This is a genomic window from Gammaproteobacteria bacterium, from assembly GCA_029862005.1.
Taxonomy (GTDB): Bacteria; Pseudomonadota; Gammaproteobacteria.
The window spans coordinates 49,174-61,911 of the sequence record JAOTYD010000006.1 but is presented as its reverse complement, the minus strand read 5'-3'; the positions used below and the strand labels follow the sequence as shown (position 1 = coordinate 61,911).

The 12,738-nt window shown below is 49.4% G+C and carries 10 protein-coding genes; 5 read left to right on the top strand and 5 right to left on the bottom strand.

Translation table 11 applies throughout. The features are described from left to right. The first annotated feature begins 2 nt into the window (after positions 1-2). Positions 3-617 carry a hypothetical protein gene (locus OES20_06140; GenBank protein MDH3634267.1) on the top strand — a complete coding sequence of 205 codons (615 nt, stop codon included), beginning with the start codon at positions 3-5 and terminating at the stop codon, positions 615-617. Here OES20_06140 and OES20_06135 read toward each other — a convergent pair. Continuing rightward, complete coding sequence (locus OES20_06135; protein MDH3634266.1) at positions 608-1,183, bottom strand: thioredoxin family protein; 576 nt, start codon at positions 1,181-1,183, stop codon at positions 608-610. The genes OES20_06140 and OES20_06135 overlap by 10 nt on opposite strands. Positions 1,184-1,437: 254 nt before the next feature. On the opposite strand from OES20_06135, the gene OES20_06130 reads away from it, so the two are divergent. The 3 genes from OES20_06130 (at position 1,438) to OES20_06120 (ending at position 6,608) form a co-directional block, all read left to right on the top strand. Next, entirely contained in the window at positions 1,438-5,238 is a 3,801-nt protein-coding gene (locus OES20_06130; protein MDH3634265.1) for an EAL domain-containing protein, read from the top strand. 122 nt (positions 5,239-5,360) lie between these two features. After that, a complete protein-coding gene (locus OES20_06125; GenBank protein MDH3634264.1) occupies positions 5,361-5,828 on the top strand; it encodes an Hsp20 family protein in 468 nt (155 codons plus the stop codon). A 240-nt stretch (positions 5,829-6,068) separates the two neighbouring features. After that, positions 6,069-6,608: a hypothetical protein gene (locus tag OES20_06120; protein MDH3634263.1), complete on the top strand. Its 540-nt coding sequence runs from the start codon at positions 6,069-6,071 to the stop codon at positions 6,606-6,608. Between the two features lie 44 nt (positions 6,609-6,652). Here the strand turns inward: OES20_06120 and OES20_06115 are convergent, their stop codons facing one another. After that, positions 6,653-7,687: a phosphotransferase gene (locus OES20_06115; protein MDH3634262.1), complete on the bottom strand. Its 1,035-nt coding sequence runs from the start codon at positions 7,685-7,687 to the stop codon at positions 6,653-6,655. Positions 7,688-8,002: 315 nt separating this feature from the next. On the opposite strand from OES20_06115, the gene OES20_06110 reads away from it, so the two are divergent. After that, complete coding sequence (locus tag OES20_06110) at positions 8,003-8,977, top strand: metallophosphoesterase (protein MDH3634261.1); 975 nt, start codon at positions 8,003-8,005, stop codon at positions 8,975-8,977. A 179-nt stretch (positions 8,978-9,156) separates the two neighbouring features. Here OES20_06110 and OES20_06105 read toward each other — a convergent pair whose 3' ends face one another. The 3 genes from OES20_06105 to OES20_06095 form a co-directional block, all read right to left on the bottom strand. Next, positions 9,157-10,485, bottom strand: a complete 1,329-nt coding sequence (locus OES20_06105) for a Glu/Leu/Phe/Val dehydrogenase (protein MDH3634260.1) — start codon at positions 10,483-10,485, stop codon at positions 9,157-9,159. 303 nt (positions 10,486-10,788) lie between these two features. Further along, positions 10,789-11,268 (bottom strand): two pore domain potassium channel family protein, encoded by a 480-nt coding sequence (locus tag OES20_06100; GenBank protein MDH3634259.1) that lies wholly within the window; start codon positions 11,266-11,268, stop codon positions 10,789-10,791. Between the two features lie 230 nt (positions 11,269-11,498). Continuing rightward, the gene (locus OES20_06095; protein ID MDH3634258.1) at positions 11,499-12,359 is read right to left on the bottom strand and encodes an NAD(P)-binding domain-containing protein; all 861 of its coding nucleotides are present in this window, start codon (positions 12,357-12,359) and stop codon (positions 11,499-11,501) included. Positions 12,360-12,738: the final 379 nt, after the last annotated feature.

Sequence of the window (12,738 nt, the reverse complement as noted above, 5' to 3'; positions counted from 1 at the left end):
CGATGCTTGAAGTCAATGCTATTTATTTTATTCTGCTGGTCGAAGGTTTCGTACTGTTGTTGGTACTGTTACTGGTCTGGTTACTGGTAACGTTGGTTCGCAGGCGGCGTAAACGCGGGGATATTGCGAAACTTACTGCAGCTATCAAGGGACGTTCTTCCTTGCGTAAACAGCAAACCGAATCTTATTTACAGGCGGTATATCAACTTGAAGGCGACGAGTTGAGGAGCACGCTGTCCGATATTGACAAACACGAAACCGATTTTTTCAAACATTTGATCGAGAGCTTATACCGAGGTAAAAGAGCACAAATCACCACGCTGGATACTGCCCTGGATAATTTAGTAAAGGCATACAAATGCCTCCAGCCACGAGTCGAGGTTGCATCGGAGGACGAGGCGGTGGTCGAGGAGATCTCCACACTACAGGGCGAAAATGAAGAACTGCGTACCGAACTCTCGGTAGCAAATGACAAACTAAGCGACTTGATAACCGAATTTGGCGAAATCTTCGGTGGCGGCAAGGATCACCAGCTTACCCTGCAGGAAGTAATGGACAAGGTTGATGCGATGAAAGCCGATCACGCCGACTCCGTGGCGCTTAAAGCTCAGAAGTAATCGGGTGCGTTGTCAGCACGCCACTTGATGTTACAACCAACGCTCGGAATCTGCTCCCGCGACAGTGGTCTGTTCGCAAACAGCGCATCGACAGCGACTTTCATATCGCTACCGCTGACGGCAACATCATTGCCAGGTCTCGATGCATCGTATTGCCCCCGATACACCAGCCGGTGCGACGCATCAAATAAGAAGAAATCAGGTGTGCAGGCGGCCCGATAGGATTGCGCAACCTGCTGTGTTTCGTCATACAGGTACGGGAACTCGAATCCATGTTGTTGTGCCAGCTCAACCATTTTTTCCGGGCTGTCGGCCGGGTATCCAGTGACGTCATTCGAGCTGATCATGACAACACCAAGGCCCCGATTTTGTGCCGCATTCGCAAATTCACTGAAGGATTTGATGATGTGCAGGACGTAAGGGCAGTGGTTACACGAGAAAACCACCAATAGCGGCTTGTCGCAATAATCCGAAAGGCTCACCTGGTTGCCAGTGGCGGGTTCTAGCAGTGAAAATGAGGGTGCCTGGGTGCCGATTTCCAGCATTGTCGACGGAGTTTCTGCCATGTTGGTGCTCGCTAGGTTTAATTGATGCCAGATTATAACCTGAATTGCGAGACACGAAACCAGGCGTCAAGAAAAGCCTGTCTCGAAATCAGCATGCGCAAGGATCAGGGTCCACCGATAGAAATCGCGCTTTATTTGCGATAAGAATTACCATTTCCCGGTTGGAGATACAGGTCACAAATGCGGGAATTTGCTCAAGATTTCCGCCAAATTGACACCTATACTTAGCGCTGTGCAACTTTTGTAGCAATGCCTTGACAGCAAAAACCAAAAAAACCACCAAAGCCAGTTCAACCGAGCAGTCCTTACGTGACGAGATTGCCGAGTTGCAGGCACAGCTGGATGAGGCCCGGGCACAGATCGAATCCCGCGATTTACGAAGCCAGGAACTGTCAAAGATGCTCAACCTCGGCATCTGGGAATGGGACGAAAAAGCCAACAAACCCATTAGTTACTCCGCCGAAATGGCCGATGTTCTAGGTATCAATCAGGGCGAACTTAAAAAGCTTTACCGTAATCCGGAACAGATCCAATCGATTATCCATCCTGAAGACAAGGCGCATTATCTCGAGAATCTCAATTCTGCAGAACTGCTGCAGCCCGGCAAGTGTCATGTGTTCGATTACCGGGTTGTCACCAAAAAGGGAGAGACTCGACACTTGCGTGAATACCAGCAGGGCGTGTTCGATGACAAGGGCAAACTGGAGTCAAGCTTTGGCATGGTTCAGGATGTTTCTGAATCGGAAACGGCGATTCAGGCACTGAAAAAGAGCGAAGAACGATTCAGCTCGTTATTTACCCATATGCCGCTGGGCGTTCAGGAAGAAGACTATTCGGAAATCAAGACTGTAGTCGACAAGCTCCGCTTCCAGGGGATCGAAAACCTCGAAGAGTACTTTTATAAAAATCCAAGACTCCTGAAGGAACTGGTTGAGCAGACACGTATTACCGATGTTAACGAGGCATTGTTACGGATGCATGAGGCCGACTCGAAAGAGGAGTTCCTGGCTGGCGAAGCAGATGTTGACGACTGGTGGGATGCGCAGTGGGTGGAGTACTACGCAAAGGAAATCGCTGCGCTTGCCAGTGACGAAAAGCTTTACAGTGCGGAACGGGTCGACTCGCGTCTCGACGGGTCTTATTTCGAAACCCGTTCCATTGTAACCCTGGTGCGAGGTTACGAAGATACCTGGGAGCGCGTCATCACGATCCACGAAAATATTACCAATCGTAAAGAGGCCGAAGCACGATTAATCGAGGCCAAGCTTCAGGCGGAGCAGGCCAACCAGGCGAAGTCCGAGTTTCTGTCCAGCATGAGTCACGAGCTGCGCACCCCGTTGAACGCGATTCTCGGATTTTCACAGTTGTTTGAATATGACCGTGGCCTGAATGAGCAACATCTCGCCAACGCCAACGAAATAAATCGCGCCGGTAAACACCTGATGTCGTTGATCGACCAGATACTTGACCTATCACGCATCGAAGCAGGTGAAAGCGATATAACGCTGGAGCCGGTATCGCTGTTTCAGGTTTTAAGCGATAGCGTTCACTGGGTTGAGCCGCTCGCATACGAGCGCAATATACGCATGGAATTCGACGCGACGCAATTTGAGCGCATAAACGTCTTTGCTGACTCGATTCGGCTCAAGCAGGTATTTCTGAATCTGTTGACGAATGCGATCAAGTATAACGGTGAGAAAGGTACCGTCAGTGTTGTTTCCGAATTCGGAAAGGACAAATCATTACGAATCGGTATTCGCGATACCGGAGTAGGCATCTCTCCCAGAAAACTCAAGGAGCTGTTCCAGCCTTTCAATCGTCTGGGCGCGGAGTTCAGCGGTGTTGAAGGTTCCGGTATCGGGCTCGTGATTACCAGGCAGCTGGTGGATCTGATGAAGGGCGAACTTGAGATCAACAGTAAACCGGGCGAGGGCAGCACTTTCTGGGTAACGCTTGACCAGGCACCGTCAACGCCCATCGGCAGCGTGGTTGATTTTCCGGAGTCAGCTAAATCGCAAGACGATCAATCCAAAGGTGACAGGTCGCGCATACTTGTTGCCGAGGATAACCTGATTAACCAGGAGTTGATGGCGGCACAATTGAATATTCTGGGTTATCGCGCTGACTATGTCGCTAACGGTGCACTGGCACTTGAACTCTGGCAACAGGGTCACTACGACCTGTTGTTAACCGATATGCGCATGCCGGAAATGAACGGCTACGAACTGGTGCAGGAAATCCGGCAGCAGGAAAATGACCAGGGTTTGCGGGCGCCGGTCATCGCGATTACTGCCAATGCACTGGAAGCGGATGTCGAAAAATGTTTCGCGGTCGGGGTGGATGACGTTATTCCCAAGCCGGTGGAACTCGATGATCTACGCAACGTACTTGATAAGTGGGCGCCGGACAATGTGATCGTGGAAGACGTGGGGAATGGCCAGGATTCTATTGACTTGCGGGTAGACGAGGCAATCGATCTGAGCGTACTGGTGCAATCCACCGGGAATAAACCCGACCTGCACAGGCGCCTGCTGCAATCCTATAATAAGGCGCTTGTAAACGAGGTTGAAAACATTCAGCAGGCCTTTGCCTGGAAGAACAGCGAACAGGTAGCCGAATACGCGCACAAGTTGAAATCATCGTCACGCAGCCTCGGCGCAATGGCCATGGCACATGCCTGCCAGCAGCTGGAATCAAAGGCGACCGATGAGGCCTGGCCGCAGATCGAAAATATGATTCCTCCATTGCGTCAGCATGCCGCAGAGGCGACAGCCTTTATTGAAGAATATCTGGATGAACCGATAGCTGAGAGCCCGGCACCGGTTGTGGAACCTGAATTCAGCCCGCAGCTGCCTGCTGAAGATGAAGATGTCACCCAGTTCAGTATCAAGTTGCTGCTGGTAGATGATGACTACATCATGCACCGGGTGATGACGGTAATGCTGAATGATCTGGGTATTTCAGGGGTACTGAATGCGATGTCAGGCCCGGCCGCACAGGAGATCCTGGAGCAGAAGGGCGACGGTGTCGATGTTGTGATATGCGATCTGAACATGCCGGAAATGGATGGCGTTGAGTTCATTCGTCACCTGGCTAAAAGGAAATTCTCGGGTTCGCTGATTTTAACCAGTGGTGAAGATTTGCGTATCCTGAAGACGGTGGAGAAGCTTGCCATCGAACACGATTTGCATGTGCTCGGCGTACTGGAAAAACCGGCAGCGCCTGCCAAGCTAAGCGAACTGCTTGATTCGCTCGACCAGATTCGCCAGGAAGGCACGATGATGCTGGTCGGACCCGCTCCACTGATGGAGCTGGAAAATGCGATTACTAACGATCAACTGGACACCTATTTCCAACCCAAGGTCGATATCAAATCCGGCCAGGTTGTCGGTGTTGAGGCACTGGTTCGCTGGAATCATCCGATCAAGGGATTGATCAAGCCCAACGCTTTCATCACCATGGCCGAAGAAAACGGGCTGATAAAGGAATTGACCGATGTTGTCCTGGTCAAGGTGCTGGAGTATGCAGCAGAATTGAAATCGCTGGGTTACAATCTCAACATTGCGATCAACCTGTCGGTCGATTCACTGACCGACCTCGAATGGCCGGACCGGGTTTCAACAATGCTGGAAACATCCGGTCTGGAGGCCTCGAGCATTTCCTTCGAAATCACCGAGAGCCGCTTGATGGAGCATCTGTCGGTCGCGCTCGATATCCTGAGCCGACTGTCGCTGAAACGGTTTAACCTGTCGATCGACGATTTTGGCACGGGTTATTCATCGATGGAGCAGCTGCAACGCATCCCGTTTACCGAGTTTAAAATTGATCGAGCATTCGTGCATGGCGCAGCGCAGGAAGCCTCGGCGCGTGCGATTCTCGAGTCAAGCGTACTGCTGGCAAAAAAGCTCAATATGAAGGTGGTCGCCGAGGGTGTTGAGGACCAGCAGGACTGGGACCTTGTCGCCGAGATTGGCTGCGATCAGGTGCAGGGATTCATCGTTTCGCGTCCGTTACCATTTTCCCACCTGGTCAAGTGGCTTGAAAAGCAGGGATAGGTAAAAAAATTCCCGGCCGGTTCTTGAAATCACAGTAAAAATTCCCAGATAGTGTCCGTGATCGCCAGGTCTCTAAGAGAATGGCGGCACGTTTATCAATTGCTTCTTTAGGAGAATTTGTTATGACAACTATCGATTTATCCCCCCTGTACCGCAGTAGCATCGGTTTCGACCGTATGGGTTCACTACTGGATAGCGCGTTGCGCAGTCAAAAAGCCACGGTCGGTTTCCCGCCTTACGATATCGAGGCTACCGGAGAGGATCGCTACGCGATTACCATCGCGGTTGCGGGCTTCGAAGAAAGCGAGCTCGATATCCAGGTCGAAAAAGGCGAATTGCGTGTACGGGGCAAAAAAGCCGACGATAGCAAAGACAGGGAATACCTGTATCGCGGCATCGCAAACCGCAGCTTCGAGCGCAAGTTCAATCTTGCCGACCACATTGAAGTCAGCGGCGCCGACCTTAAAAACGGCCTGTTGACCATTAGCCTGGTCAAGGAAGTTCCCGAGGCTATGAAGCCGAAGTCGATTGCAATCGGCAGCGCGGGCGCCACGCTCGAGCACAAGGAAAAAGCTGAAGCAGCGGTTTAGCTCCTTTCTCGTAAGTCGCCGCGGCCCGCCAGGGCTGCGGTGGCTTTCGTCAATAATCGCGGTTTTACGCGACTTTTGCGGTATCGACAAAATTGATCGCACTCCTCACTTACCGATAACCGCTTGCCAGCGGATTAACATCGGAATATGAAATATTGCACAAGTGGTTATACCGGCCGCTTGTTATGGTAATCTGTCGCGTGTCAGTGATAACAGGAATACCATTTCAGCAGGGGGACTATGTTTGGTTTTGGGAAAAATCGGCGGTATAAAAAAGCAGCCGGAAATACTGGCGTACTGATTCACCGCCAGATACTGGATGCCTTGGCGAGTCACAGGAAGTTATTTCAAAAATCCGAGGAAGTCGCTTTCACCTCGGGCTATCTCAAGTCCTTTTTCTGGGGTGTCTTGAATCGTCATGGCTGCAATGATATGACGCTACAGCTCAAACTACTGAGGGGTACCTGCGATAAGGTCTCTCCCGGCAAATTGTGGGAAATCTATGAAAACGGGGCGGAGCTGGCAGATCCACTGACGAAAAGCTATAAGCCGGGATGCATAAACGCCTACGAGTTGGGTGTAACCGCGGGTCTCAATGATGCGGAAGAGAGCGTTACGGCCAAAGTTTCGCCTGTAAACCTGACCCGGTATTTACTGGGCAAGCGTCTTCTGGGACCTGCGTTTACGGAGGAGGACATCCTGCAGTTCAAGTCAACCCCCGTTCCGGCCAACGGAAACCTCAAAGGAGAATCAAAAGAGGTATCTTCTGTACCGGATTGAAATTGCCGGCACAGCGCTTAACTCGATTACAAATTAGCCAAATATCATGGAGTTTGCGGCGACAATTGCTTTCTCAGTGTTTCGTAAGTTGCCAGGAACTTGTTGAAGCGCTGGTAAGCATACGGGATAAAACGAATCTTCTGGACGGGATTGACTGCTAATGGCAAAGCCGCCATGGCGTATTTATAGTCTGACACTATCAGCATCGTCCTGGTGTCACGCAGCAGTTTCCGAAATTCATTTTCTCTTGATTGCTGGCTTTCGAACTCGGCGTTGTCAAGGTAGTAATTGATCAACAGACCGAGTTCATGGTCGCTGTATTCCGGCTCGGCAATACGGAAGTAGGGATTTTCCGGTTGCTGATGGCGCATCACCGTTTCGGCAAATAAATTGGCGAAATCGTAAGTCCTGTGGTTGAGGCAGGAAAACTCGAAATCAACCAGTCTTATCTCGCCGCTGTCGAGCTTCATGATATTGCCGTGGTAAGTGTCATTGTGGCAAAAAGTTAACTCGCCCTCGGGCAGACATTGCTGCACCTTGGCACGGGTATCCGGGCTGTAGATCTCACGCAATTCCTCGCACATGGCTTGCTCATTGGCCGGAAAACTGCCGGTTTCCTTTTCGAGCACTCGTTTTGCCAGTTTTCCCCACTTGTGATGCAGCATTTCAAAAAAGGATTGTCGCGGCAGGCCCGTCGGCATCAGTTGATGAAAGCGATAAAGCTGGTTGGCGATCTGCCGCAGGGTATCAGGGTCGAATAAATCGTCGGCTATCAGGCTGCGCCCCCGGTGGAAAGCCTCGATACGGCAGGTTTTATCGTAGTAGTGACAGTGGGCGGCAATGTCGTGGGCACCCAGGGTGAGGAACACTTCCTTTTCGGTTTCAAAATCCAGTATCGCGTTTTCTTTCCCCTCGATGCGACGGTAGAGGACCGCGCCTGGTTGCACCGGCCTGTTAGACCGGATACCCATGGTAAATGACGAAAAACCCTTGGGATCATCAAATTCGAAATCTGCTATCGAGAGGGTTGACCATTCCGGGAACAGTTCCTGGCATTGCCTGAATATTCTGGCTTTCATGTGATTTTCGAAATACGCCCTATGGCTTGCAGATAACCGTTATTTAACGTAGATAGCGAACGCTTTTTTATGCCGGATTCTAAGCGCCGTTTAAATGTTGCCATATATTGGCATCTGCTGCCCTATGATGTACTAAATTTGGTACTTGCATTGAATGCCCCACAAATGCGGAAGCAGACACTGAGATTTTACAAAAGGGAGTCTGATAACACCAACTGAGACACTCGCTTATTTTAATTATTTCCCCGTTTCGACTAATCTAGTGCCTGTTTTACAAAATGGTAACCCGGTGGGCATCCGAGTAAATTTAAAATAATGAGAAATCGAGTAACGGCCGCAGTCTGTTTTATACTGGCAGTAGTCTTTGTCGACTGCGCTTTGCTCAACGGGGCCAGCTCTCAGAACCTGGCATCATTGCAGTCCGTAACCGTCGCATTTATTGGTGATCAGGGGATAAACAGTGACTCCAGGGCGGTACTTCGATTGATCAAGGATGAGGGTGCTGATTTAGTGTTGCATCAGGGGGATCTGGATTACGAAAACAATCCCACTAGATGGGATAACTTTATAACAGACATTCTTGGGGAGGACTTCCCGTATCTGGCATCCATCGGCAACCACGATATTCTTTGGTACTCACCTGATGGCTATCAAGATAAGTTGCAAGCCCGTTTGGACAGAATAGACGAGATAAATTGCGGTGGTGATCTTGGCGTGCAATCTGTATGCACTTTTCGAGGATTGTTCTTCATTCTTTCGGGCATTGGAACAAGCATCACGAAGAACAATCCCGATCACGTTGCTTATATACGCAAACAGTTAGCTCAAACTGACTCCATATGGAGGATTTGTTCCTGGCACAAGTCTCAAAAAAAGATGCAGGTTGGGGTGAAAGGTAGCCAGGTAGGTTGGAAGCCCTTTCGAGTCTGCCGCGAGGGGGGAGCAATCGTGGCTACGGGTCACACACACTCATATTCACGGACACATCTGATGAGCAGCTTTAAAAAGCAGCGCATAGCTTCGACCGCGAATAAGATGGTAATCGAAGAGGGAAAAAGCTTCGCCTTCGTCTCAGGATTGGGGGGTCTAAGCATAAGCAGACAATATCGTCACAATGATCCGTGGTGGGCATCTGTCTATACTTTTGATCAGGGCGCCAACTTTGGTGCTCTCTTTTGCACATTCTTTGTGAATGGCAAACCAAACCATGCAAACTGTTACTTCAAAGACATTGATGGCAATATCCCCGATAAATTTGAGTTGATCAGCAACATAAAGGTTACTCGGTAATCAGGCTGACAACCTGCACTATCAAATAGTCATCTCCAGATAAAACAAATAGCAGCTATCGGCCGAATATTACCTCCCGCTATGATTTTTTATGAGAATCTGCGTACGAGAAAGGAGACGCTCAAGCTATGTTATTCAGCGACGATTTACGACCCAAAATGGACACCCGTCCTATTGATTCATGGCCATATTCCGCGTAACAAGGTCGCATGCGCGACACGTTCAATGGCGATCATCAGGGCGATTGTGCGAAAATCAGGCGTGTGATTCCGCGTTGATTCTTCACCGACGACGAACGACTGCCAGCGGTCAAACACCGTGTCCACGGCTGCATAAATTTTGGAATGCATCTTTTCGGTGGTGGTATCGTAGTCCCATTGCTCGTTAACTTGGTTCTGCACCCATTCGTAATAGCTGACCGTGACACCACCGGCGTTAACGAGGATGTCTGGCAACACATGAATTCCACGTTCCTGTAAAATCCGGTCGGCCAGCGGCGTAGTCGGATTGTTTGCGCCCTCAACGACCAGACTGGCCTTGATATTGGACGCGTTGCCTGCATGAATCTGGTTTCCGAGCGCAGCCGGCAACAGAATGTCGCACTCCAGTTCTAGTAGTTCCTCGTTGGTGATGGTCATGGTATCTTTCAATCCGACCACGGTTCCCTGCCGACCCTTGAAACCTTCTACATCCTCCGGATTCAATCCCGCTTCGCTATAGATTCCGCCCTTACTGTCACTGACCGCGATAATCTTTGCGCCCTGACGATGAAAAGCGTTCGCTGCGACTGCACCGACGTCACCAAAACCCTGGATGGCGATGCGCATTCCTGTAACATCCTGATGATCCGGGATTAGCGCCTTGGACAAAAAGCGTTGCGTGGAGAACAGGCAACCGTTGCCAGTCGCCTCGTAGCGGCCATAGGAACCACCCATTTCGATAGGTTTGCCGGTCACCACCGGCCGGTTGTTGAAACCCGGATGCAAAACATCATAGGTGTCGTATATCCAGGCCATGGTCTGCTCATTGGTATAGAGGTCGGGCGCGGGGATGTCCTGATGTGGCCCAAGCTCGTCGTACAGCTCGGAGGTATAACGACGTGTGATACGACGCAGTTCCTTTTCACTCAGCTTCTTGGGATCGCAAACGAGGCCACCCTTGGCGCCTCCGAAGGGGACATTAACCAGCGCGCACTTCCAGGTCATCAGCTTGGCCAGCGAAATGACGTCTTCCATCGTGACATCCGGGTGATATCGGATTCCGCCTTTGCCGGGACCGAATACGCGATTGTGCTGTACGCGGAAGCCCTGGAAACTTTGCACGCTCTCATCGTCCATCTCGACCGGGAAATTTATAATATTCACGCGCTTGGGTTTTTTCAGGAACTCCACCAAGCCTCTTTTAAGACCTTTGACGTGATACGATGCGCGATTGAACTGCTCCTCGCTGATAGCAATGGGATCTAGATTTTCTTCTGTACTGACCGTTTCCGTAGACTCATTGACCATGTCACTTTCGATTTTTGTTTGATTTTCGGATTGTGATTGTAACTCAGGAAATCAAACAGAGTCTTTTTATAAAATGTGAATTATATTGACAGTTAACTTAATGCCGCCCTAAGGGTCCGCTTCTGGCGCAAGGTCGCCTCTGAAGTTCTGAAATTGAGGGCCCGCTATCGGGAAAGCCGGCGTTCAGAATTGTGATTTTAGGGGGAGCTAACAACCCATTTCCATCATTCGCGGTAGGCTTGGAAAATCCCGCTTGAACCGCCAAAAATAATACAAACCATCTAAACCATCGTTAGATTTCGATTATTCTCTTGATTGTTTTTTCTTTAAGCGTTCGACATGCACAATTAGCGTGTCAGTTGTTTCTCTTAATAAATCGAGTTCGTCGATCGTCAGGTTATCTAATTGCTCGAGGTTATATTCTATCGTATCAATGATCTTCCTATGTGGGCGCTGCATTGGTCTCATAAAATAGGTCGTAACGGTCGCCACGATGGTCCCGAAGAACAAAACCGAACCAAGGACTATCCAAAGACCACCAACCACTTGCGCTGCACCAGAGATCGGTGCATCGGCGATTCCCGCTGTAGAAAAGGCGGCTATCCCCCAATACAATGCTTTCCCATAAGAATCGATAGATGTTGCTTCTATACCTCGCTCGGCGAGATACACACCGGCAGAAAACGTTAGCCACAGCACAGCTAATAGAATCACCATTTTGGTAAATGGTGTGTGAACGGAGATATCGCTTAGAAACCTCCTAAATCGCGCATGTCGCTCCATTTTTCTCATCACTTCACCGACTCGCCAATTATAATCTTCGATCAACAATCGAGTTTCATTATTCTACTATCGAATTTTAACAGTTGGTTACAAATATCGTTTAAGGTTCGCATATCCGATCTAGCATTTGTTTTTTTGAGCGTCCGATTCTGGCCGAAGATTGTCCCCCAACAAGGTTTTACGAGAGTCCGCTTAGGGGATTCGCCTAGAGTGATTTTGGCATGCCTGGGTTATTCATTGCTCAACACATTAATCAGAGAGGTTATCTGTTTATCACCCAGACCAGCATTAGCACCCTGATCGAGCAATCTAGCCATCAATTTAGGCAGTTCATCGTTAACATCGTGATTACGAAACGACTCAAGCGTATCTGCAAAAGCGGCTATGTACGTGTCTATGGATGCTTGTGGGTCTGAATAATTGTCGGAAAGCACGGAAGAGGCAAAAACGTCGTAGTAGTCATTCACTACCTTGATTGTAAGCGGCATTAGCTCAACATAGGTTTGCATAGACAGGCTGGCTTTTTTACAAAGTAGAGCGCCGTATATCATCCCGAACATAAATCCCTGACGCGGTAAAAACAACGCGCTATAAAGAATCGCCAGAGATCCGATATTATCTCCGATGTAAGTTGATTTCCCGGCAAGGGTCTTCAACATTTTTTGGGATTGTTCCCATAGAGCCTCGTCTCCCACGGTAACAATCGTCGAATCCTCGTTACCGATATCACGCGGAAAAGTGCAAATCATTCCGATTAAGCATCCAGCCCCTTCGCTACGTACCCATTCTGCGAGTGACTCAGCCTCGGGCGCACTGCCGGTGCTTAGCTCGATTATATTTTTGGATTTCAGGTTTTCTGCGGACTCGAGTAGTTGGCGGGTATCGCTGTGGGATTTGATGCAGATAACAATCAATGGGCTGGCGGCTATAGCTTCGGAGCATGAAACTGCTGTAATCGCTCCTCGATCTGCCAGATCAGCAGCTTTATTGGGGGTCCGATTCCATACGGTAACCTTGTATCCGGATTGTAGGAGCGTTTGTGCTAGTGCCGAACCCATCACTCCAAGACCGATAACCGTAATATCACTCATATTACTCTCCTACCAATAGGTGAACTCAAGCATGAGTCTACAGGTAAAAGTAATCTTTATTTAGGCCATCACCACTCAATATGCATTATCGAAACAGGTACCAACTCTGAGATGTTGTAAATATCTTGAGTGATACAGGTTGGAATCCAGTGACCGTTCCTGGCCGTTCTCTGAAGCCCGATTAGTATTTTTCAGCGTCTGCTCACGAGAAAGCTGCCGCTTAATCTCGACAATTCAGCGACAATTTACGATCCTTTTCAGACACCTGATATATAAGGATTTACCCTATGGCGAATCACTTATCTCAAAGTGATTATTTTCGTTAGTACCTTTGTTTATTCACCTACTGTTATTAATTCTCGTCCTTTGATTAATACCA